Genomic DNA, 21,874 nt, shown 5'->3' with positions numbered 1-21,874 from the left:
TGATCAAATCCTGTGAGAAGTGGGCTGTCTTCCTTGAACCCCAAAGGGGTTGGCTCAAGCCCGCCGAAAGCGGGGGAAGATTAGCACTGGCGGCCGCGGACGGCCCAGCTTTTCAGAGGGGTCAGGCGTGCAGTTGGTTCACGAGTACTCCAATTCGATCTCGTCGAGCTGGTGGTCAAAACTCTTCAGGCGCGCGGTCCAGGTGTACACCAACACCTCAAACTCGCGGTGTATGACGGCATTGCCCGGGGTGTCGGTCTTGGGGTCGCAGAAGTCCAGTTGGTAGCGTTCGCGGGCCATCTGCGTGGCGACGTCGGACAATTCCCGCGCGTTATTCAGCCAATGCCTACCCTCGGCTACCTGCTGATCGAGGGCTACGCACTGTTTTTTCAGGACTTCGAGGCTTTTTTCCAGGGGCGTGCCAGTGAGGTCGCCCATGACTTCCTGGAAGGTGCGCCCAGGCTGCCAGTAGCTGCCCCAGAAATAGCGATCGAACACGGTTTCGACGCGCCGCAGGGCGACCTTGGTGTCCCAGATGGCCACGCGGGTCTTGCCTTGTTCGAGGAGCTTTTTCTTCACGCGTTGATTTTGGTAGGAGGCCCACGCCACGACGCCGATGGACAGCGTGCCAATCACCAGGCACGCGCTGTCGAGAAACACCATGGCCTTGTCGATCTGATGGGCAAGCATGACGCCGTAGAAATAGGCAGCCGATAACAACACCAGTGCGAAGCACACGCACCAGAAAGCGGGAGCATAAGGGTTTTTCATTATTGGAATCCCCATGAGCAAACGCGAGCAGTGTCAGGCGGATCGTCACGGCGATCCACCTGACAAAGCATAGCTACCTGCTCAGGGTTTGCTGCCCTGTGACGCTTGCGTTCGTCCGCTTTCCCAACCACCGCCCAGGGCCAGGAACAGATCGATCTGGCTCATGGCAACCTGGGTGTTGGCCGCGGCCAGTTGCGCGCGGACGTCGGTGTAGGTACGGGTGGCCTGCAGGTCGGCCAGGAACGACGCGCGGCCGGCCTGGAAGAAGCGGTGGGTCTGGTCGGCGGCTTCCCGTGCGGACTCGCCGGCCTCGGTCAGCGCGTCGCGCCGTTGCAACTGCGCGGTGTATTGCGCCAGGCCGGTCTGGGTCTCGCGGATGGCATTGAGCACCACGCCATCGAAGTGGGCCAGGGCACCCTGGGTCGCGGCTTCGGCTTCGTGGATGCGCGCACGCGCGCCATTGGTGGGTAACGACCAGCTGATCAGCGGGCCAAAGCCCCAGCGGTTGGTGGGAGCGGTGCCCAGGTCGTCGAGGATACCGACGGTGCCCACCGTGGCGCCGATGCTGATGTCCGGGTACAGCGCACCGGTCGCCACGCCGATACGCGCGGTGGCAGCGGCGAGTTGACGCTCGGCCTGGCGTACGTCGGGACGGCGCTTGAGCAGGGCCGCGCCGTCGCCCACCGGCAACAACTGGGCGATGTGCGGCAGCTCGGCGCAGGTGGCAGTGCCTGCCGGCAGTTGGTCCAGCGGCTTGGCCAACAGCATCGACAGGCGGAACAGCCCGGCCTGGCGCGCGGCTTCGTAGCGCGGCATGTCGGCACGCAGGGATTTGTATTGGGTCTGCGAGCGGGTTACCTGGGTTTCATCCCCACGCCCGGCGTCGCGCAGGCGCTGGGTCAGCTTAGTGCTCTGGCCTTGCAGGTCGAGGGATTCGTTGGCAATCGCCAGCTCTTCATTGGCCGCGCAGACCTGGGTATAGGAGCGCACCACATCGGCCACCAGGGTGATGCGGGCGATATCGGCGGCGGCTTGCGCGGCGTCGGCGCTGGCCTGGGCGCTTTCGATGCCGCGTTGCAGGGTGCCGAACAGATCGAACTGGTACGAGGTGCTGATGCTGGCGCTGCCGATGTTGGCCACCGGGACTTTTTCCGTCAGCAAATAGGCCTCACCCGACTCCTGCAGGCGCTGAGCCTCGGCCTTGGCACCGGCACTCCAACCGCCGGCGGATTCGGCTTCCTGAGTCTGGAAACGCGCGCGTTGCAGGTTGGCGGCGGCCACGCGCAGGTCAGTGTTGGAGGCCATGGCCTGGCGCACCAACTCATCCAGGCGTGGGTCCTTGTAGAGTTTCCACCAGTCGGCCGGCACCGGCGCCGACACCACATTGTTGCCCTCGCCCGCCAGCTGCCCTTGCAGGTCGCCACGGTTGACGGCGGACTTTTCCGGCAGCTTGTAATCCGGCCCTACCACCTGGCAGGCCGACAGCAACAACCCCAACGCAGCGGTTGCCAGGAGCTGCTTCATGGTTTGTCTCCATCTTTGACCTTGTCACCGATGATCGACACCGTCGCCGTACGCCCGGCGATCATGCGAAAGTCCGCCGGCACATCGTCAAAGGCAATGCGCACCGGGATCCGCTGGGCCAGGCGCACCCAGCTGAACGCCGGGTTGACGTTGGGCAGCAGGTTGGAGCCGCTGGTGCGGTCACGGTCTTCGATACCGGCGACGATGCTTTGCACATGGCCACGCAGGCGCGCATTGTCGCCGATCACGCGGATGTCCACGCTCATGCCGACGTGGATGCCGTCGAGCTTGGTCTCCTCGAAGTAGCCGTCGATATGGAACGAGTTGCTGTCCACCACCGACAGCACCGGGCGCCCGGCCGTCACGAACTCCTGGGCACGCGGCGCGCGGTCGTTGACGTAGCCGTCCACCGGGCTGCGGATCACCGAGCGGTCGAGGTTGAGTTGGGCGGAATCTACCGTCACCTGGGCTTCGGCCAGGGCCGATTGCGCACGGGCCACGCGCGATTGGCTTTCTTCCAGTTGCTCGCTGGGCACCAGGTTGCCGAGGCCACGGTTACGCTTGTACTCGCGCTGGGCCTGGGCCAGGGTTTCCTGGCGGTCGGCTACGGCGGCCTGGGCTTGGCGCAGGGCCAGCTTGAAGCGGTCCTGGTCGACGGCGAACAGCACCTGGCCCTTGGTCACCAGTTGGTTGTCGCGCACCTCTACCTGCTGGATCAGCCCGGACACGTCCGGGGCGATCTGCACGATGTCGGCACGGATGTGCCCGTCACGGGTCCAGGGTGCAAACATGTAGTACATGACCATGCGCCACACAACGACAACCGCAAACGTCACGATCAACAACGTGAGGACTACACGGCCGATGGTCAAAAAAGGTTTTTTCATGTCATCAGGTATCGACTGAGTGAGTCCACCGCGCCCAGCAACAGCGCGTAGAGCCCCACATTGAACAATGCCCGGTGCCAGACCAGGCGATAGAAGTGGACGCGGGTCAACAGCCCGTGCACCACCAGGAACAACACGTACGTAATGCCCATCAGCACCAGCAGCGTGGGCAGGAACACCCCGCTGATATCCAGATCACCGATCATAAAGGCGCTCCATCAGGCAGCGGCGCTTCCATCTCCGTGCCACCAATAAATTCCACCCCCGGCAGCAGCGACAGGCGCAGGCCGGCCAGCGCATGCAGCAGGTGCAGGCGGGTGTCGTCTTCGTCTTGCAGGCCCTGGCCGTTGAGCGCGCGCCGGGTGCGGTCGAGGGTCATCAGCAGACCGCTGGGCGCGGGCAAGCGTTCACCCGCCTTGAGGCAGGCCTTGAAGTAACCGCCCACGCCTTCCACCACCTGGTTGAGCAGCACGCGCGGCACACCGTAGATGCGCGGCGAGTACGCCAGCAGATCGAGCAGGTTGAGCGCCACGCGCAAATCGCGCAGGGCGGTGCCGGTGTCCTGGTTGATCAGGGCCAGGCGCGGCAGGTGCTGCATCAGGCGGTCGAGCATCTGCGCGGCCATGTGCCGGTGTTCGGCCAGGGTTGCAGGCTCGGTGAGGCTGACGATGTCGCGCCAGCTGAAACGGGTCAGGCGCTTGGCCGCCAGCTCGGCACCGAAGGGCCGCGCGATCAGCGTCCACACGAACGCGAACAGCAGGCCCACGGGCCCGGCCAGGTTGACGTTGGCGAAATTCAGGAAGTCCGCGTCGTAGGCGCCCTGGATGCTGATGAACGACGAGGTATTGACCAGCGTCAGCAGCATGCCGAGGTAGAAACGCGGCTGCACGGTGAGCGTGCCGATGCAGATAAACGGCACCGCGAACGCCAGTACCAGCATCGGGAAGTCATGCAGGTTGGGCAGCACCAGGAACAGGTACAGGCTGGCGAACAGCACCGACATGGCAGTCCAGAAAAAGAACCGGTAGATCTGCGGCGCCGGGTCGTCCATCGAGGCGAAAAAGCTGCAGGCCACCGCGGCCAGGATCACTGCACTGCCGCCGTCGGTCCAGCCGAGCAGGATCCACAGCACCGAGGCGACGATGATCGCGGTGACCGTGGAAAACGCCGAGTAGAACATCAGGCCACGGTCGAGAAACGGCGTGAGCCGGCCCAGGCGCCAGTGGCGGTAGACCGCGCGCCAGGTGTCCTGGCTTTCGCACTGGATGGCGGCTTGCAGGCTGCGGCAGTCCTGCCACAGGTCGATCCATTCGCCGAGGCGATACAGCGCATTGGAAAACAGCAGCGTGTGGCGGTCGTCCAGGGCTTCGCTTTCGGGTTGCAGGGCGTCGAGTTGGTCACGCAGGGCACGCCAGGCTTCGAGCGGCGCAGCGTGCGTGGTGCTTTCCAACCATTGCCGGGAGGCTTCCAGTATCGGCGCGATGCGCTCCAGAAACTCCGGCGCGCGATGCTCCAGGGCATACAGGGCATCGTCGAGGGCATCCACCACCGGCAACAGGTGGATCATGCGCCCGCGCAATTCCTTGGTGTTGCGCACCGTCTGCGGCCGCGCGCCTTCGTGAGGCAACTGGCCGATCATCAATTCCAGGGTGTTGAAGGTGGCGACCATGCCGCCACGCAAGGTGCTGACCTCTTCCGGCTGCACATTGCGGCTGAGGAAACGCAGGCTGTAGACCTGCGCGTCGGCAAACCACTTGGCCACCGAGCCGTCGAACACCGGCATCAGGCGACGCGGCCAGAACATCGCACCGACCACCGCCGCAACCGCGATGCCGAGGAAGATTTCTTCCGTGCGCGCCTCGGCCACATCCCACACGGCCAGCGGGTTATCCACCACCGGCAGGGCGATCAGCGGCAAGGTGTAGCCAGCCAGCATCAAGGCGTAGTTGTTGGCGGTGCGCAGGTGCATGGAGAGGAACAGCAGAATCCCGGTCCATAGCGCGATCACCACCACCAGCACGTAGGGCGACTGCACGAACATCGGCACAAAAACCACCGCCGCCGCCGCGCCCATGAACGTGCCGATGGCGCGGTACAGGGCCTTGGAGCTGGTGGGCCCGACAAACGGGCTGGAGACGATATACACCGTGGCCATCGCCCAATACGGGCGCGGCATCTGCATGAGCATGGCGATATACAGGGCGATCATCGACGCCGCAAAGGTGCGCACGCCGTAGAACCAGTCGCGGGCCGGTGGGAAACCGGTAAAAAATCCGTTCAAAGTGTCGCCGCCTCAAAGGCACGCAATACCCGCAGGGCCGCTTCCAGGTCGTTCGCAGCAATGTCCGCCAGCACGTCCTTGCGCAGGCGCACCAGTTGTTCTTCAACCGCTTGCACCAGCTCGCGCCCACGCTCGGTGAGGCTCAAGGCCTTGGCCCGGCGGTCGTGGACATCTTCGGTGCGGCACACGTAGCCGCCGCTGCACAACTGGTCGAGCAGGCGCACCAGCGACGGGCTTTCCATGCCGGAGGCCTGGGCCACCTTGACCTGATGCACACCGTCGCCCAAACGGCCGATCATCAACAACGGCACGGCGCAGGCTTCGGAAATACCATAGCTCACCAGCGTGGTCTGGCAGATTTTGCGCCAGTTGCGGGCGCCCACCACCATGCTGCTGCTGAGGTTCATCTGGAGTTGTTCGAGGGTCTGGGACACTGAATAATTCGCATACAGTTAGTTTGCTAACTATCAATATGGTGGATGGATCCAGAGCCGTCAAGTTTTGAAACAATTTGCCGGATGGGTGGTGGATGTGGGGGTAAGTAAAGCGGGTCTGAGCGCGGGTGTAGGACTTCTGACGCTGAAAATCGCCTGTGGGAGCTGGCGTGCCTGCTCCCACAGGTGGATTAGGTTAGGTTTTGGGCTGCTGTTCAGTCTCGCCGTCCAGGCAGCGCTGGAGTTCGCTGGGAAATATCAGCACCTTTTGCTCCACCGCCAGACGCTCCAGACTTTCACTGCCTCGGAGACAACGACTAATGCAGCGATTAGCACCAGGTTGTCGTTAGGAACAAGCTGAGCACCAACCATCAACAGCGAAAAAGAAGGCACAATAAAAGCCAATCGCAAGGGTGTTTGAAGGTAAGTAACCCACTTCACCTGTTCACGTCCGAGAAAGAACAGTAGGCACGACATCACGATGGAAACTTGCAGCAGCATGGCAAAGCCGAACATGTATAACTGGACAACACTGTGATCACGCAGCACCCATAAAGCACTTTCAAGATCGGTCAAATAAGGAATTCTTCCCTCTTTTGCGCTGGCCACTGCATACCGAATCAGATAAAGAGCATCCATGGCTCCCCAAAACCAAAAAACAGCCTTGCGCGTCATTTTCCCGCTTCCTTGTACTCATAGGCCATATCCGCTATTACAGGCTGCCAATGCCACGACTTACCGCCCACCTGCCAGTTGTCATCGCCCTCCATATAACGTTGCTTTATATGCCGCAGCTCTCCGTATCGACGCTCAACTGATCTGTGGCTAATTTGATCATCTCGATGATCAAGCCTTACCCACCGTTGAGTCAGAACTCTGGTGGTATTCGCAAGGTCTTTGCCCTCCGAGAAAAATACTCTTCCCTCATCAGCCGCCGAAACTAACCGATTGGCGGCGAGGATCGCGATATTTTTAATTCCATCGTAATCGAGGCTTACCTTTTCCCATTTGCCAGGCCCGACATACAGTCGGTGCCCCATCAGATGTCCATACTTGACGCGACATTCGCGACTTAAAGGCAGGAAGGGATAGTCCATCACAAACAACCAGTCACCAGATGCCAGTTTATCCAACACTCGCCGCTGGTCTTTTTCAGCTGCGCAGCAAACGGGAGAAAGACCGCACTCACTGAGCAGTTCAATCAACCCAGGCAGGGCATATGGGGCGCGAAAAAACTCTCGTACTTTTATTCCCGCAAAATAGGGGCTCTCGATCTTTGTGAGTTCATAACTTTCAATTTCGTCACGTGGGACCAGGCGTTTCATGTTGCGTCCAGAGCAGGGAGTCAGCGCCTGTTAATAACGAGTACCTCACACCTTCCACTATCGCCCACTTCCGTTTAGTCGATAGGAAATTTCCGAGCCTCCTGCAGGATACGCCCTACCTCCTCTGACACGCTGTACTGAAACAGCCTGCGCCAAGGCTTTTGAACCTTGCACTCGTCTCCACACGAAGCCGAAGTATTAACGGCAGTCGCCACCCATGGATCAAGCTCTAACGGGCTGATTAGCGAATGCGATCAACAGAGAACATTCACTTGGGCGATTAAGGCCCAGTTTTTTACCTCAGCATTTTTTACATGGCGTGTTTCAACAACGTCTTTTAGCCCCCTCGCCCACCGCGCAACATCAGGTTCAACTCATCCACCACTTCAGCCCAATCCGCATCCTCCAGAATCTCCTCGCGCAGAAACGCGCGCTGACTCTCTGACCAGAAAAACGCCTCCGCCAGGTTCAAATCCGGCTTGAGCGGCGAATGCACCGCCACAAACTGCTCGATACTCACCGGGTCATCCGGCAACCCCAGTTGTTTGAACAGTGACGGCAAGCTGTGCACGGGCGATTCCATGATGGGCTCCTGCTGGAAGTGGTTTAACCGAGTCTAGCGGCAGCCCTCGGGTTGCGCCGATGGCACGTTGCACAACACAAACAGACGCGCCCTCGCGCCGCCGCCGTCCTGACGACTCAGCTCGCGCCAACCCTCGGGCAGCGGGGCGAAGTCATCCGGCGCCTCGTTGCTGCTGATCAGCCACACGCGACGGCTTTCGACAGGCAGCGCCGATAGACGGTCGAGGTAGATGCGCCCGCCGTCCTGGTCCACCAGCGTGCCGAAGCCGTAGGCGTTCGGTCGGGTGGGCGTGCCGTCGGGCTTGGGCGGGGTGTAGAGCTGCAATTGCGCGTCGGTCTGGTCGTAATACACGTAGCTGAGGTACCACAGCATGTCGCTGAGGACGATGCGGTCACCTTCCTGGTAGTTGCGGTTGACGAACTCCACCGGCACGTTGAATTGGTCGTGCTCATCCACCGTGAAGTTGTTTTTGAGACCCACCAATTCCACGCCGACAAACAGCACAAACAGCGCCGCCCCCAGCAGTGAAAACCGCGCCGGCAGGCGGTCGATGGCCAGCGCCACGAGCATCGGCAAGGCCAGGGCATAGGCGGTGAGATAGCGCTCGATAAACACCGGGGAGATGAACGACACCCCATACACCAGCAACAGCGGCAGCAGCAGAAACAGCGCCAGCAGGCAGGCCGGGCGGTAGCGTTCACGGTCATGCACGGCGGTGATCACCACCACGGCAATCAGCAGCAGCGGGTACAGCCAGAACAGCAGGGGCCAGAAACCGCCGCCTTCATCCTGCAGCACGAACTGCCAGATCATCGACGGCAGGGAGAACAGGTTGACCGGGTCTTCCCAGCCAATATCACCGCCGACTTTGAGCTGGTCGACGTGCTGGACCAAATCCCACAGGTTCGGCAACCACGGCAGGTACAGCAACACAATCACGGCGTTGGTCACCCACCAGGCCGGGCGCGCGAGCAGGCGCTGGCCGCGCGGTTGCGTGCGCCACAGCACACCGAGGTAGGCCCAATGCACCAGCACGCACAGTGCGGTGAAGTAATGGGTGTAGAAACCGGCAGTCATCAACAGCACATACACCGCCAGGTAACGCGTGCGCTCGGGTTGGCGCACCCAGTACACCAGCGCCAGCGTGGCAGCCAGCAGCCACACACCCAGCAACGAATACATGCGCACTTCCTGGCTGTAGCGCACTGCCGTGGGCAGCAGCGCCAGCAGTATCCCCGCCAGTACCGCGGCACGCCGGGTGGACAGTTGCCGCGTCAGCCAGATCCCCAGGCCCACGGCGATCACGCCGGGGATCGCACTCATGCCGCGAATCGACAGGATGCTGTCACCGAACAGTTCGATCCAGCCGCGCAGCAGGAAAAAGTACAGCGGCGGATGCACATCATGGGCCGCGTGAAACCACAGGTCGGCCGCCGCGTACTCGCTGAGCAGCAGGCTGGAACCTTCATCGCCCCAGATCGCCGCCGAGGTCAGGCCATAAAAACGCAGGCCCATGGCCAGGGCCAGGATCGGCACCCACCACAATCGGCTGAGCCAACCGGCACCTTCCCACGTGAGTCGATTGAATGCGGGCAACGTCCCGACCTTTTCGTTTTGCTCTACCACAGACCGACGCACCTCGATTTCCCTACTACTGCCCTGATTGCCTCAGTGCGAACACCGCCACTCTAGGACAAAAGCCCCCGGTTCGCTTCTGGAATCGGACAAATCAGCAATTTGTGTAGGGCTTCACCGAAGCACCCGCAGGAACAGGCTATTATTGGCGCCCTCCAAGGACTCAGGATCAAGGACACGTCATGCGCATCGGTTTTCTGTCACCCCTGGCACTGGCACTGCTCGCCGGTATTTCCCAGCCGGCACTCGCCAGCTCCGACGACTCGTGCTACCCCGACTGGCGGGTCTCGCATGACAGCCTCGATGCGTGCAGCAACCAGCCCTTTCTCAGCCCCGGCAACGACAGTCGCGTGAACCTGCGCTTGCTGCTGGCCGACAAAAAGACCGCGCCCCTGGCGCCGAATGCCTTGAGCGAGGACGACCTGTCCCAGGGATTCGGCCCAGTGCCGTTCCCGGCATATCGCCTCGTACCGATTCCCGCTGCGGACGAAGCGTCCGACAACTCGCCGGGCAACTCGCGTACAGCCGAACTCGAGACGTTGCTGCAACCCCTGGGCATCCCGCGCGGCGACGTCACGCCCGCCGGTGACGCCTTCCTCAACGGCGAAGGCAGCCGTTGCCGCAGCAACAACGAGGACAGCGCCACCGCGTTTATCAGCCAGGTGATCAAGGCCGACATGCCGCCGGCCGAGCGCGACCTGCTGATCAAGGCGCGCCTGCAGTTACTCGGCACCTGCACCTGGGAGGGCCAGGTGCTCGACGCGCAGCAAACCTCGTCACCCAATGCACAGCTGCTGCGCACTTACCTGCAGGCCGCCGCCGACTTCTACAGCGGACGCTTCAGCGATGCCGAACGGGGCTTTGCCGCCGCCAGCAGCAGCGAGCTGCCATGGCTGAAGGAAACCGCGCTGTACATGACCGCGCGCGCGTCACTCAACCAGGCGCAGGCCGAGGCGTTCGACCAATACGACATGCCGCAGCTCGACCATGTGGATAAGTCCGCGCTGCACGATGCCGAAGCGGGCTTCCTCGGCTACCTGAAAACTTATCCACAGGGCGCTTATGTGGCCTCTGCCCATGGCCTGCTGCGCCGGGTGCATTGGCTGGCGAACGATGACGACAAGCTCGCCGCCGACTTTGCCTGGCAACTCACCGACGCCAGCGACGCCCAGCGCAATGTGTCGGTGGACGAACTGGTGGAGGAAGCCGACCTCAAGTTGCTGATAGGCAGCAGTCGCCTCGGCGACCCGATGCTGCAGGCGGTCAGGGACCTGATGCTGATGCGCACCCAAAACCCGCCGCGCTTGAGCCGCGAAGACCTCGACAAGCAGAAAGCCACATTTGCCAACGAGCCGGCCCTGTTCGACTACCTGCAGGCGGTGTACGCCTTGTACGTGGAACATCAACCCGAAAATGCCTTGAAGCACCTGCCCCGGGACGTGCCGTCAAACCTGGATTACTTTGCCTTCAGCCAGCAGACCCTGCGCGCCCTGGCGCTGGAAGCCCAGCAAGACTGGAAAGGCGCCGAGGCGCTCTGGCTGCAACTGCTGCCGCTGGCCAAGCAACCACTGCAACGCGATCAGCTGGAGCTGGCCCTGGCCATGAACTACGAGCGCAGCGGCCAGTTGGCCAAGGTGTTTGCGGCCGACTCGCCGATCAGTGCCAAGCAGGTGCGCTACATCCTGCTGCGCAACGTCGCCGGGCCTGAGTTGCTGCGTCAGCAAATTGCCCAGGCCAGCGACCCGCTGGAGCGCCAGACCGCGCAATTCGTGCTGCTCTACAAAGACCTGCTGCACGGCCAGTTCGCGACCTTCGCCGAGGACTTCAAGCAACTGCCCGCCCAGGCGCCGGAAGACAAACTGGGCACCAGCCTGGGCTACGTCTACAGCGCCAGCCAGAGCTTGAAACTGTTCCAATGGAACGGCGACAAAGCCGAATCCGGCTATGCCTGCCCGAGCATTTTGCACACCGCCGGGATGCTTCAAGCCGATGCAAAAAACCCACAGGGCCTGAACTGCTTCGGTGAGTTCATCCTGCGTAACGGCCTCGACGGCATGCCGCTTGAGCAAGCGCGCGCCGCCGGCAGCCTGGGCAGCACTGCATCGGACTTCAAGGGTGAAACCTTCTCGCGGCTGGACGGTTACAAGCTCGTCATCGGCAATCCCAAGGCGCCGAAGAATGACAAGGCCTACGCACTGTTTCGCGCCATCAACTGCTACGCGCCCGCCGGCTACAACAGCTGCGGCGGCCAGGACGTCGAGCCGGCCGTGCGCAAGGCCTGGTTCCGCCAGCTCAAGAGCGGATTTGCCGACACCCAGTGGGGCAAGTCGCTGCAGTACTACTGGTGAGGCACCTGTGGCTCGGCTTGCTGTTGCTGGCAAGCCCGGCCTTCGGCGCCGTCGACTCGGGTGACTATGACGCCTTCTGGCTGTGGAGCGGTGTCGCACCGCAGCCGGTGCTCAAGCAGGCCAAGACCCTGTACATCCTCCAGGGCCAGATCAACGCTACACGCCGCGCCCCGCAGCGCGGCGTGCAACTGATCGCCCAGGGCATCAGCGTGCCGCGCCTGACCCGCGGTGAAGTCTGGGTGGTGTATCGCGCCCATACCCTGCACTGGCCGGAACGCGTCTACACCCAACTGCTCGGCCAGGTGCAACGTTGGCGCGACGCGGGCAACCCGGTGGTCGGCATCCAGATCGACTTCGACGCCCGCACCCAGTACCTGCACGAATACGCCGACTTCCTGCGCGACCTGCGCCAACGCCTGCCGGCCGACCTGCGCTTGAGCATCACCGGCCTGATGGACTGGAGCAGCAACGCCGACCCCGCCGCCATCGCCCAGCTCAAGGGCGTGGTGGACGAGGTGGTGGTGCAGACCTATCAAGGACGCCAGAGCATCCCGGACTACGCGGCATACCTGCCCCGCATGAATCGGCTGGGGCTGCCGTTCAAGATCGGGCTGATCCAGGGTGGGGAGTGGGATGAGCCTGGGTATTTGCAGGGGAGTGAGTGGTTTCGGGGGTACGTGGTGTTTCTACGGAACCCGTGAAAGGCACAAAACTGTAGGAGCCCGGCTTGCCGGCGATAGCGGCCTGAAGAGCTGAGGTGCTTTCAGTCCTTATCGCCCGCAAGCCGGGCTCCTACAGGCTCAGGGGGTCACCAGTCATACGTCAGGCTTGAGACCACGGTGCGCCCTGCTCCGTAGTAGCAATCCAGGTCGCTGGTGCACTGCGACACATACGTCTTGTTGGTGAGGTTCTGCACGTTCATCGCCAGTTTCACGCCCTTGAGCTTGAGCGGTGAGACGCCCAGGTCGTAACTCAGGCTCGCGTCGTAGACGCTGTACGACGGCACGCTGAACGCGCCTTCGAAGTAGTCGCCCAGGCTTTGGCGCGCATAGCGAACGCCCAGTCCGGCGCCGACACCAGCCAGCGGCGTATCGCCCAGCACGGTGTAGTTGACCCACATCGAGGCAGTAAGCGGCGAGATTCCCGCAGGATGGCGGCCTTCACGGCCTTCTTCATCCTTGGTGTACTTGATGTCGTTGCGCGAGGCCGAGGCGATGACTTCCCAGGCATCGCTGAGGGCCGCCTTGGCTTCCAGCTCCACACCGCGCGAGCGCATGGCGCCGCTCTGGGTGCTGAAGGTCTCGGTGGGGTTGGTGGTGATCACGTTTTCCTGGTCCAGCTGATACACCGACACCTGCACAAAACTCTTCTGGCCCGGCGGCTGGTACTTCATGCCGACTTCATATTGCTTGCCGGTGGAGGGGTCGAACGGTTTGCGCTGGGCGTCGGTACCGGTCAGCGGCAGGAACGACTCCGAGTAGCTGACAAAAGGCGCCAAGCCGTTATCGAACAGATACACCAGGCCCGCGCGGCCGGTGAAGGCTTCGTCCTTGCTGGCAAAACGCGTGCCTTGCAGCGGCTCCTTGTTCACCACGCTGGCCCAGTCATAGCGACCGCCGAGCACCACGGCCCACTTATCCAGTTTGATCTGGTCCTGCACGTACAGCCCGGTCTGGCTCAGGTTGCGGTCCCAACGATACGGCTGGCCGAAATCCAGGCGTTGGCCGTAGACCGGCTTGAACAGGTCGATCACCGGCGGATTGCGGTCATAGCGGCCATGGAACAGGGAACCGGAGTGGTAGTAATCCAGGCCGATGATCAGGGTGTGGGCCAACGCGCCCGTGTCGAATTCGGCCTGGGCAATGCTGTCCACGCCAAACACTTTGTTGTTCTGCGCCCAGTCCACGCCGAAGCGTTGCAGGTAGCGTTGGTCTTGCACGCCGGTGGCCGGGTTGGCAACAAAACGGTAGCCGTGCAACGGCGCGGTGTAGCGGTCATCCACCTCGGCGTAGCGCGCGTTTTGCTTGAGGGTCCAGGTCTCGTTGAGGCGATGGGAAATCTCGTAGCCCAGCGCGTACTGCTCGCGGTTGTACTGGTTGACGCCCGGCTCGCCGAGGAACAAGTCGCGCTTGATCTTGCCGTTGGGGTTCGCCCACAAGGTGCCGGACGCCGGCAGGCCTTGGGCTTCGGGCACGCCTTTGTCTTTCTGATACTGGGCGAACAGCGTCACGCGGGTGTCGTCGCTGGGCTGCCAGGTGAGGCTGGGCGCGATGAACTGGCGCTTGTTTTCGACGTAATTGATCTCGTCCTGCCCGTCGTTGGCCAGGCCGGTGAGGCGGTAGAGGAATTGCCCCTGCTCATCCAGCGGGCCGCTGAGGTCGATGGCCGCGCTCTTGTGCTCATAGGTGCCGGCTTGCAGCACCACCTGGTGCACCGGGGTTTCGCTGGGGCGCTTGCTGACCATGTTAACGATACCGCCAGGCTGGTTCTGCCCATACAGCACCGAGGCCGGGCCCTTGAGCACTTCGATGCGCTCCAGGGAGTAGGGCTCGATCTGCAACGCGCCACCCGTGCTGCCGCCGCCGTAGGGCAGGTGCAAACCGTCGAGGTACAAGGGCGTTGGCGTGAAGCCGCGCGAGGTCGGCTCGTCGAACAACTTGACCCGGTCAGCAAAGCCGCCGGCGGTCATGCCTGGGGTGTAGAGCAACGCCTGGGTGACACTCTGGGCACCGCGTGCCTTGATCTCGGCGGCGGTGATCACGTTGATGGTCTGGGGAATTTCCACCAGTGCCGAATCAGTCTTGCTGCCGGACGCGCTGCGCGTGGCGACGATGCCGTCCACCGGTCCCCAGGCGCTTTCCTGGGCCTGCTGGCCGCTGATCTGGGTTGCACCGAGCTGCAACGGCCCGCCACCGGAAATCGCCTGCAACGACCAACCGCCCTGGGCCTGCACCGCCACCAGGCCGCTGCCCGCGAGCAACCGCTCCAGGCCCGACCCGACGCCGTAACGCCCCTGCAGGCCGCCACTGCGTTTGCCCTCGGTCAATGTGGCGTCGACCGATAACAAAATGCCCGAGGCACTCGCGAAATGGTTCAAGGCCTGATCGAGACTGCCCGCCGGGATGTTGTAGGCGCGCATTGCCTCAGTGGAGTCTTCGGCATGAACCTGGGTCGGCAGCATCGGCATCGTCGCCAGCAGGCTGACAAACAAGCCACGACGCAGGGCGCGGGCCAAGGGTTGGATTGGGTGGTGCGGCATTGCAGGACTCCCCGTGAGAACGCTTCTTGATTGGCTTTCAAGAGGTATCCCGAACGGATCGCGCAAACCGACAAGACCTGAAGAAAAAATAATCAGGCCCGCGCCTTGATGGTCACCCAGTAGCGCGTCACCGACTGTACCTGCACCGGCAGCGAACGCTCCAGGGCCGCGAGGATTGCGTCGGTATCGTTGAGGGGGAAGACGCCGGTGAGCAACAGGCCCGACACCGCCTGGTCACAACGCAACAGGCCGGGGCGGTAACGGCTCAGTTGCGCGACGAACTCGCCCAACGGCTGGCGCTCGGCAATCAGCCGATGCTCGGTCCAACTGCTGGCTGCGGCGCTCACTGGCGGCAGCGCCGAACTGTGCCGCGCATCGAACCACAGGCTGTCGCCGGCATTCATCTGCACCGCCGTGCCATGTCGCGGGGTCACTCGCACGCGGCCTTCGTACAGGTCGACGCGGCTACCCTCGGGCAGTTCACGCACGGCGAAACGAGTGCCCAGCGCCTGCACATCACCGGCAGGCGTTTCGACGATCAGCGGGCGCACCGGGTCGTGGCCGCTGGTCAGCAGGACCTCGCCACGGATCAAGCGAATACGCCGCTCGCTAGCGCTGAAACGCAGGTCCACCGCGCTGTCGCTGTTAAGGTCCAGGCGCGTGCCGTCGCTGAGGGTGACGTGGCGAATCTCGCCGGTGGGGGTGCGGTAGTCGGCGAAGGTGGCCTGCCAGGGTTCGCTGCGTTGCACCAGGTAGCCGCTGCCGCCGGCCACCAGCAGCAGGCCGAGCAGCTTGAGCGCGGCGCGGCGCTGGGTGTCCGGGGTGTCGCGCAACACCGCGCGGGCGCTGTCGACCGGCACGCCGCCGAGGGTTTGCTGCAGGTGCTGCAAGCGTTGCCAAGCGCGGCGATGCTCCGGATCGGCGGCCTGCCACTGGGCAAACGCCTCGTGCTGCTGGCCCTGCAGCTCACCGCCCCACTGCAGCATCAGCCATTCGCTGGCCTGCTCGACAATGGCCGGGGCGATGGGCGCGTCATGCCTCATTCTGCGTACGCCACCTGGTAGCAGGCGACGATGGCGCGGGTCATGTACTTCTGCACCGAGCTGACGGTCACGCCCAGGCGCTCGGCGATCTGCGCATAGCTCAAGCCCTCGAACTGCGACAACAGGAATGCACGGCGCACATTATCGGGCATGCGGTCGAGCATGGCGTCGATCTGCATCAGCGTTTCGAGGATCAGCGCGCGGGTCTCCAACGACGGCGACTCAGGCTCAGGCAAGTGCGCAATGCTTTCCAGGTAGGCGCGCTCGATGCGCAGGCGACGCCATTGGTCGATCACCAGGTTGCGCGCGATCTGCGCCAGGTAGCTGCGGCTTTCCTTGTCACCGGGAAAGCGCCCGGAGACCAGCAGGCGCAGGAAAGTGTCCTGCGCCACGTCAGCGGCATGTTCACGGTCGCCCAGGCGCTTGCGCAGCCAGCCTTGCAGCCAGCCGTGATGATCGCGGTACAGGAGGTGAAGCTGTTGCTGGCCGTTGGTCGCGGTGTCCATGAAAAGCTCAGATACACGATTGAGAGCAATTATCATTACACCTTGTTTCGCGGCTGGCAAAAACTCTTTGCGGTTCAGCGCCCGGCCGTTTGCAGCGGATACACCGATTCCCAGCCGCCGCCCAACGCTTTGTACAAGCCGACCATGGCCAGCGACACCCCGGTAGAACTCTCCACCCACTGCTCCTGAGTCGCCAGCAGCGCGCTCTGGACGGTGAGTACGTTGACGAAATCCACCACGCCTTCGACGTACTGCTGTTGTGCCGTGCTCAGGGCGATCTGGTTCTGGCGCACCGCTTCGGCGAGGCTGTCGCGGCGCAGTTGGCTGGCGTTGTAGCGGGTCAGTTGGTCGTCGATTTCATGCCAGGCGCGCAGCACCGTCTGCTGGTACGCGAGGGCCGCTTCCTGCTGCTGGGCTTCGCGCAGGTCCAGCATGCCTTGCAGGCGCCCGCCGTTGAACAACGGCAGGCTCAATTGCGGGCCGAAGGCAAACGCGCGCGAGCCCCACGAGCCAAAATCCGACAGCTGCATGGCCTGCGAGCCGAGGCTGCCGGACAAGGTGATGCGCGGGTAAAAATCGCCCTTGGCCACGCCAATACTGGCGGTGGCGGCGTGCAGGCGCGCCTCGGCCTGGCGGATATCCGGACGACGCTCGGCCAGCTCCGACGGCAGGCCGATGGCGACCTGGCGCTGGGTCTGCGGCACGCCAGCGTCCTTGGACAGTTGCGCGTGCAAGGCTTGGGGCGGCTCGCCCATCAACAGGCTCAGGGCGTTGATCAATTGGTCCTGCCGTTGCTGCAGATCCGGCAGGCGCGCTTCGATGGCAGCGACCTGGGCGGCGGCTTCGGCCACGTCCAGGTCGGTGGCCACGCCGTCGGCCAGGCGCAGTTGCGACAGCTTGAGGCTGTGGCGCGCGACGTCGAGGTTCTGCTCGGTGACGGCGCGGGTGTTCTGCACGCCGCGCAGTTGGATGTAGTCCTGGGCAGTCTCGGCGAGCACCGACAACAGCACGGCGCGGCGGTCGTTTTCGGCAACTTGCAAGGTGGCGTCGGCGGCTTCGGTTTCGCGTTTGACGCGGCCCCAGAAATCCAACTCCCACGACGCGGTGAACCCCATGTCCCACTGGTTGAAGGCCGACCGGCCATTTTCGCCGGACGGGTCGCTCAAGCCTTTGCCGCTGTTGCGCTGGCGCAGGTAATCGCCGGTAGCGTTGACGTTGGGATAGCGCTCGGCGGTGGTCACCTGGCGCACCGCGCGGCTTTGTTGCAGGCGGCTGCTGGCGAGCTTCAAGTCGAGGTTATCGGTCAGCGCACGGCGTGTAAGTGCCGACAGTTGCGCGTCGTGGAACACGTCCCACCAGCGCTCCTGCAGCGGGTCACTGACCGCGCGACTGGCGGCCTGACGGCCCTGCGGCTCGGCCCATTGCGTCACCTGCGGGCTCTGGGGCCGCTGGAAATCCGGGCCGACGGTGCACGCGCTCAGGCTGATCAGGCTCACGGTGAGCCAGGCAAGGTGTCTCATTGCTGGGCCACCTCACGCTGCTGTGCGACAGGCCGGGTATCGACACTGGCTTCCACCGACATCCCCACGCGCAGGCGCTCGGTGTGGGCTTGGTTGGGCTCGAGCACGATCTTCACCGGAATGCGCTGCACCACCTTGGTGAAGTTGCCGGTGGCGTTGTCCGGCTTGACCGAAGCGAAGGTCACCCCGGTCGCCGGCGCAAGGCTTTCCAGGTGGCCGTTGAGCAACTCGCCGTCGAGGCTATCGACGCGCACCTGCACGGCCTGGCCGGCGTGCATGTGCGAGAGCTGGGTTTCCTGGAAGTTGGCCACCACGTAGGCCTCGGCCAGCGGCACCACCGCGAGGATCTTGCTGCCCGGCGTCACGTAGGCGCCGACCCGCACCGCACGCTCACCGACCATGCCATCCACCGGCGCGACGATGCGCGTGTAGGACAGCTGATAACTGGCCATTTCCAGCGCCGCCTGGGCGCGCTTGAGCCCACCTTCGGCGGCATCGCGCTGGGCCGTGAGGATTTCCACCTGCTTGCGCTCGGCCGCCAGCACCGCCGTGGCATTGGCCAGGCGTGCGGTGGCCTGGTCGATGCGGGTCTTGGCTTGCTGAGCGTTTTGCACGGTGCCTGCGCCGACGCCGGCCAGATGGTTGTAGCGATTCAGTTCGTGCTCGGCGAAGGCCACTTCAGCGCGGTCTGCCGCCACGGTGGCCTGAGCCTGGGCGATCACCGAGCTTTGGCGCTCCAGGGTCGCGCTGGCGTTTTTCAGCTGGGCCTGGGCGACCAGGGTGTCGGCATCGGCCGCCTGGGCGGCGGCGCGAAAATCACGATCGTCGATCAGCGCCAGCAGTTGGCCGGCCTTGACGCGCTGGTTGTCTTCCACCAGCACCTCCTTGATAAAACCGGCCACGCGCGGCGCGACCAGGGTGAAGTCGGCGGCGACGAAGGCATCGTTGGTGGTCTGGCGCTTGCTGCCCAACACACCGGGCGCCACCAGGTACACCAGCACGCCGACGGCGAACACGGCGATAACGGAGACGGCAATTTTGTCTTTGCGTTTCATGAAAATTCCTTGTGGCTAGGTCGGTGCGCGAGGCGGGAAAATCCGCGTGGGCATCCAGAAAATCAGCAGGATCAACGCCACCGCGACGGCGACCATGACGTAGTAGAGATCCGAAGAAGTGAGCACCACGGCCTGCTCGTGCAGGCGGTGGGCAAGGCCCGGCGCATCACCCTCCGCCAGCGGCGAGTTGCCCAGGCCGTCGACCAGCATGGTCGAGTGAAAATGCAGGCGCTGGGTCGTCAGCGCATCCAGCACGCCGGTGGCGATCACGGCGGCCAGGCCTTTGACGGTGTTGAACCAGGCCGAGGCGAACGGCCCGTCTGCCGGCTGGATACTGCCGGTGGAGAGCATCAGCAGCGGCAGCACGGCCATGGGTTGCCCGAAAATCTGCAGCAGGTACAAGCCGTAGAAATCATCGCGAATCCACTCCGACGTGAGGTGTGCGCTGCCGACGCAGCACAGCACCAGCATGCCCAGCCCGGTCCCCAGTACCCAGCGGCAATCGATCCAGCGCAGGTTGCACAAGGCGGCTACCAGCGGCAGCGCGATCAATTGCGGCAGCGCCATCAACAGCATCACCGGCGCGGTTTGCAGCGGGCGATAACCCTGGACCTGGGCAAGGAAACTCGACGGGATGATGATCACCGAGGTCAGCACCATCAGCACGCCGGCCAGCACGATCAAGGCAAACGACAGGTTGCGCAGGCCGAGCATCTGCAGCTTGAAAAATGGCATCGGGTGCGACCATTCGTTGAGCATGAACAGCACCAGCAACACGGTGCCGCCACTCAGCAGGAAGGTGATCAGGCCCGACTCGAACCAGTCCAGGCGGTTGCCCTGCAGGATGCCGATCACCAGCATGCAAATCGCTGGAAACCCCAACAGCAGGCCGCGCCAGTTGAACTGCTTGAAGCGCTCCAGGCGCACGGGGTCCTGCGGCAAGCCGTAGGCCACGGCGGCCATCGCCACAAGGCAGGGGCCGACGATCTGCCAGAACGCCCACTGCCAACCGACATATTCGGTCCATAGCGCCGCCAGCGGCGTGCCGAGGCTCGGGCCGAAGGTGGCAGTGAGCGCATAACCGGCCAGGCCATACAGCTTGACGTTGGCGGGCAGGAAACGCAGCGCCACGGTCATCAGCATCGGCGGCAACGCCCCGCCAGCCAGGCCTTGCACGGTGCGCAGCACCAGCAGGCTTTCGTAGTTCGGCGCAAACGGGCACAGGATGCCGAGCACGGTGAACAGGCCGATGGCGCACAGGGTGAAGCGGCGCAGGGAGAAGGTCACCGAACACCAGGGCGCAAAAGCCATGGCCGACACCGAGGTGGCGGTGTAGGCGGCAACCAGCCAGGTGCCTTCGTCGAAACCGATGTAGAGCGCGCCGCGAATATCCGCGAGGGCCACCTTGGTGACCATCTCGTTGAGACCGGAGACCAGCACCGCCAGCAACACGCCGACCAGGCCGATGATGATGCGCGGGCCGAATACAGGCGGGGTGATAGCGATGGGCTTGGCTGCGGCCTGGAGTGCGGGAGCAGCGAGGGAAGTCATGAACAGGCAACTCGGAATGGTAAATACCCGAGCAGTTTAATCAGGCGTACACATGACAAAAAGTTACTTGTCGGCAGGTTATAACTGCACCAGACGCAACCCTTAACTCACTATGAACTCGTGCTTGGGGCGATGGCGGCCTGGATCACGTAGAGGTATTCGCCGAGCCTGCGCTATCGCCGGCGAGCCCGCTCCTACAGGGGCTATGGGGTGTCAGGTGGGTTGCGCTTCGAGCCAGGTGGCGTGGCAACTCTCGCGCATGGTTTCGCGCAGCCATTTGTGGGCCGGGTCTTTGTCGAAACGCGGGTGCCAGGATTGGGCCAATACCAGCGTCGGCAGAGAGATCGGCAAGGCAAACGCGCGCAGTGGCAGCTTCAGGCGTTTGGCGCTGAGCAGCGCTTCCTTGGGCACCGGCAGCAGCAGGTCGGAATCGGGCAGCATGAACATCGCGCCGTGAAAGCCGGGGGCGATCATCGCCACGCGGCGCTCCAGGCCCTGGGCGTTCAATGCGGTGTCGATCGGGCCGCGGGCGATGCCACGCCGCGAGATGCTGATGTGGGAATAGCTGGCGAAGCGCGCTGCGGTGATCTCTTCGTCGAACAACGGGTGATCTTCCCGCGCCAGGCCGACGAAAGTGGTGGAAAACAGGTTCTGCACCTTCACTTCGGGACTGACCGGCATGGTGTTGCTCACGCGCAAATCCAGGCGCCCTTCACGCAGCGCTTCGTCGTCGGTGTCACCTTCGGGCACGAAGCACAGCTCGCACAGCGGCGCCATGCGCTCCATGGTGTCGAACAGACGACCGCCATACACGCCGATAAAAAAGTCGTTGGCGCGCACGCTGAAGCGCCGGCGCAAGGTGCTCAGGTCGACCTGGTCCGCCGAACGAAACAGCAATGCAGCCTGCTCCACCACGTTGCGCACCTGGCCTTGCAACTGCAGGGCCTTGGGCGTCGGCACCAGGCCGCGACCGGCGCGCACCAGGATCGGGTCGCCTACCGCTTCGCGAATACGCGTAAGGGTGCGGCTCATGGCCGCCGGGCTGAGGTTCATCCGTCGCGCGGCCCCGACCACGCTGCCCTCGTCGAGCAATGCGTCGAGGGCGACCAGCAGGTTCATGTCCGGTAGTTGCATGCCAAGCACTCGTGAGCA

Annotated in this window: 19 protein-coding genes; 2 read left to right on the top strand and 17 right to left on the bottom strand. The window is 63.4% G+C overall.

The window, feature by feature from the left end; genetic code table 11:
- Positions 1–138: 138 nt before the first annotated feature.
- The 10 genes from NTD80_RS27715 to NTD80_RS27670 all read right to left on the bottom strand — a co-directional run bounded on the left by NTD80_RS27715 (position 139) and on the right by NTD80_RS27670 (position 9,443).
- Positions 139–771, bottom strand: a complete 633-nt coding sequence (locus tag NTD80_RS27715; protein ID WP_065899518.1) for an NADH:ubiquinone oxidoreductase subunit N — start codon at positions 769–771, stop codon at positions 139–141.
- Between the two features lie 81 nt (positions 772–852).
- A complete protein-coding gene (locus tag NTD80_RS27710; RefSeq protein ID WP_262135599.1) occupies positions 853–2,295 on the bottom strand; it encodes an efflux transporter outer membrane subunit in 1,443 nt (480 codons plus the stop codon).
- Positions 2,292–3,182, bottom strand: coding sequence for an efflux RND transporter periplasmic adaptor subunit (locus NTD80_RS27705; protein WP_065899516.1), 891 nt, complete (start codon positions 3,180–3,182; stop codon positions 2,292–2,294). Before NTD80_RS27705 ends, NTD80_RS27710 begins: the two co-directional genes overlap by 4 nt.
- Entirely contained in the window at positions 3,179–3,388 is a 210-nt protein-coding gene (locus tag NTD80_RS27700) for a DUF1656 domain-containing protein (RefSeq protein WP_012721577.1), read from the bottom strand. Before NTD80_RS27700 ends, NTD80_RS27705 begins: the two co-directional genes overlap by 4 nt.
- Positions 3,385–5,463, bottom strand: coding sequence for an FUSC family protein (locus tag NTD80_RS27695; protein WP_262135598.1), 2,079 nt, complete (start codon positions 5,461–5,463; stop codon positions 3,385–3,387). The genes NTD80_RS27700 and NTD80_RS27695 overlap by 4 nt, the downstream gene beginning before the upstream one ends.
- On the bottom strand, positions 5,460–5,870 hold the full coding sequence (locus NTD80_RS27690) for a MarR family winged helix-turn-helix transcriptional regulator (RefSeq protein ID WP_065899514.1): 411 nt from the start codon (positions 5,868–5,870) through the stop codon (positions 5,460–5,462). Before NTD80_RS27690 ends, NTD80_RS27695 begins: the two co-directional genes overlap by 4 nt.
- A gap of 285 nt (positions 5,871–6,155) precedes the next feature.
- Complete coding sequence (locus NTD80_RS27685; RefSeq protein ID WP_262135597.1) at positions 6,156–6,572, bottom strand: hypothetical protein; 417 nt, start codon at positions 6,570–6,572, stop codon at positions 6,156–6,158.
- Positions 6,569–7,222, bottom strand: coding sequence for a hypothetical protein (locus tag NTD80_RS27680; RefSeq protein ID WP_262135596.1), 654 nt, complete (start codon positions 7,220–7,222; stop codon positions 6,569–6,571). Before NTD80_RS27680 ends, NTD80_RS27685 begins: the two co-directional genes overlap by 4 nt.
- Positions 7,223–7,559: 337 nt before the next feature.
- Positions 7,560–7,805: a DUF2789 domain-containing protein gene (locus tag NTD80_RS27675; RefSeq protein ID WP_262135595.1), complete on the bottom strand. Its 246-nt coding sequence runs from the start codon at positions 7,803–7,805 to the stop codon at positions 7,560–7,562.
- A 33-nt stretch (positions 7,806–7,838) separates the two neighbouring features.
- Entirely contained in the window at positions 7,839–9,443 is a 1,605-nt protein-coding gene (locus tag NTD80_RS27670) for a glycosyltransferase family 39 protein (protein WP_262135594.1), read from the bottom strand.
- Positions 9,444–9,622: 179 nt separating this feature from the next.
- Between NTD80_RS27670 and NTD80_RS27665 the strand changes: the two genes are divergently transcribed.
- Both NTD80_RS27665 and NTD80_RS27660 read left to right on the top strand, forming a co-directional pair.
- A complete protein-coding gene (locus NTD80_RS27665) occupies positions 9,623–11,788 on the top strand; it encodes an outer membrane assembly lipoprotein YfiO (protein ID WP_262135593.1) in 2,166 nt (721 codons plus the stop codon).
- Positions 11,785–12,489 carry a DUF3142 domain-containing protein gene (locus NTD80_RS27660; protein ID WP_262135592.1) on the top strand — a complete coding sequence of 235 codons (705 nt, stop codon included), beginning with the start codon at positions 11,785–11,787 and terminating at the stop codon, positions 12,487–12,489. Before NTD80_RS27665 ends, NTD80_RS27660 begins: the two co-directional genes overlap by 4 nt.
- A 107-nt stretch (positions 12,490–12,596) precedes the next feature.
- On the opposite strand, the gene NTD80_RS27655 is transcribed toward NTD80_RS27660, so the two are convergent.
- The 7 genes from NTD80_RS27655 to NTD80_RS27625 all read right to left on the bottom strand — a co-directional run bounded on the left by NTD80_RS27655 (position 12,597) and on the right by NTD80_RS27625 (position 21,856).
- On the bottom strand, positions 12,597–15,047 hold the full coding sequence (locus NTD80_RS27655; RefSeq protein ID WP_262135591.1) for a TonB-dependent siderophore receptor: 2,451 nt from the start codon (positions 15,045–15,047) through the stop codon (positions 12,597–12,599).
- Positions 15,048–15,139: 92 nt separating this feature from the next.
- The gene (locus NTD80_RS27650; protein WP_262135590.1) at positions 15,140–16,090 is read right to left on the bottom strand and encodes a FecR domain-containing protein; all 951 of its coding nucleotides are present in this window, start codon (positions 16,088–16,090) and stop codon (positions 15,140–15,142) included.
- Positions 16,087–16,596, bottom strand: coding sequence for a sigma-70 family RNA polymerase sigma factor (locus NTD80_RS27645; RefSeq protein WP_065899507.1), 510 nt, complete (start codon positions 16,594–16,596; stop codon positions 16,087–16,089). The genes NTD80_RS27650 and NTD80_RS27645 overlap by 4 nt, the downstream gene beginning before the upstream one ends.
- Before the next feature lie 74 nt (positions 16,597–16,670).
- Positions 16,671–18,116: an efflux transporter outer membrane subunit gene (locus NTD80_RS27640; RefSeq protein WP_065899506.1), complete on the bottom strand. Its 1,446-nt coding sequence runs from the start codon at positions 18,114–18,116 to the stop codon at positions 16,671–16,673.
- A complete protein-coding gene (locus NTD80_RS27635) occupies positions 18,113–19,171 on the bottom strand; it encodes an HlyD family secretion protein (RefSeq protein WP_065899505.1) in 1,059 nt (352 codons plus the stop codon). Before NTD80_RS27635 ends, NTD80_RS27640 begins: the two co-directional genes overlap by 4 nt.
- A 15-nt stretch (positions 19,172–19,186) precedes the next feature.
- Positions 19,187–20,722: an MFS transporter gene (locus NTD80_RS27630; RefSeq protein ID WP_262135589.1), complete on the bottom strand. Its 1,536-nt coding sequence runs from the start codon at positions 20,720–20,722 to the stop codon at positions 19,187–19,189.
- A 213-nt stretch (positions 20,723–20,935) separates the two neighbouring features.
- Positions 20,936–21,856, bottom strand: a complete 921-nt coding sequence (locus NTD80_RS27625) for a LysR family transcriptional regulator (protein ID WP_262135588.1) — start codon at positions 21,854–21,856, stop codon at positions 20,936–20,938.
- Between the last annotated feature and the right edge of the window lie 18 nt (positions 21,857–21,874).

The sequence above is a fragment of the Pseudomonas sp. 13B_2.1_Bac1 genome (genome assembly GCF_025466155.1).
Lineage (GTDB): Bacteria > Pseudomonadota > Gammaproteobacteria > Pseudomonadales > Pseudomonadaceae > Aquipseudomonas > Aquipseudomonas aylmerensis.
This window is presented reverse-complemented; position numbering and strand designations above follow the sequence as displayed.

Coding starts and splice junctions, on each gene's coding strand:
- NTD80_RS27715 (WP_065899518.1), bottom strand. CDS start 771: ATGAAAAACCCTTATGCTCCCGCTTTCTGGTGCGTGTGCTTCGCACTG.
- NTD80_RS27710 (WP_262135599.1), bottom strand. CDS start 2,295: ATGAAGCAGCTCCTGGCAACCGCTGCGTTGGGGTTGTTGCTGTCGGCC.
- NTD80_RS27705 (WP_065899516.1), bottom strand. CDS start 3,182: ATGAAAAAACCTTTTTTGACCATCGGCCGTGTAGTCCTCACGTTGTTG.
- NTD80_RS27700 (WP_012721577.1), bottom strand. CDS start 3,388: ATGATCGGTGATCTGGATATCAGCGGGGTGTTCCTGCCCACGCTGCTG.
- NTD80_RS27690 (WP_065899514.1), bottom strand. CDS start 5,870: ATGAACCTCAGCAGCAGCATGGTGGTGGGCGCCCGCAACTGGCGCAAA.
- NTD80_RS27685 (WP_262135597.1), bottom strand. CDS start 6,572: ATGACGCGCAAGGCTGTTTTTTGGTTTTGGGGAGCCATGGATGCTCTT.
- NTD80_RS27680 (WP_262135596.1), bottom strand. CDS start 7,222: ATGAAACGCCTGGTCCCACGTGACGAAATTGAAAGTTATGAACTCACA.
- NTD80_RS27675 (WP_262135595.1), bottom strand. CDS start 7,805: ATGGAATCGCCCGTGCACAGCTTGCCGTCACTGTTCAAACAACTGGGG.
- NTD80_RS27665 (WP_262135593.1), top strand. CDS start 9,623: ATGCGCATCGGTTTTCTGTCACCCCTGGCACTGGCACTGCTCGCCGGT.
- NTD80_RS27655 (WP_262135591.1), bottom strand. CDS start 15,047: ATGCCGCACCACCCAATCCAACCCTTGGCCCGCGCCCTGCGTCGTGGC.
- NTD80_RS27650 (WP_262135590.1), bottom strand. CDS start 16,090: ATGAGGCATGACGCGCCCATCGCCCCGGCCATTGTCGAGCAGGCCAGC.
- NTD80_RS27645 (WP_065899507.1), bottom strand. CDS start 16,596: ATGGACACCGCGACCAACGGCCAGCAACAGCTTCACCTCCTGTACCGC.
- NTD80_RS27640 (WP_065899506.1), bottom strand. CDS start 18,116: ATGAGACACCTTGCCTGGCTCACCGTGAGCCTGATCAGCCTGAGCGCG.
- NTD80_RS27635 (WP_065899505.1), bottom strand. CDS start 19,171: ATGAAACGCAAAGACAAAATTGCCGTCTCCGTTATCGCCGTGTTCGCC.
- NTD80_RS27630 (WP_262135589.1), bottom strand. CDS start 20,722: ATGACTTCCCTCGCTGCTCCCGCACTCCAGGCCGCAGCCAAGCCCATC.
- NTD80_RS27625 (WP_262135588.1), bottom strand. CDS start 21,856: ATGCAACTACCGGACATGAACCTGCTGGTCGCCCTCGACGCATTGCTC.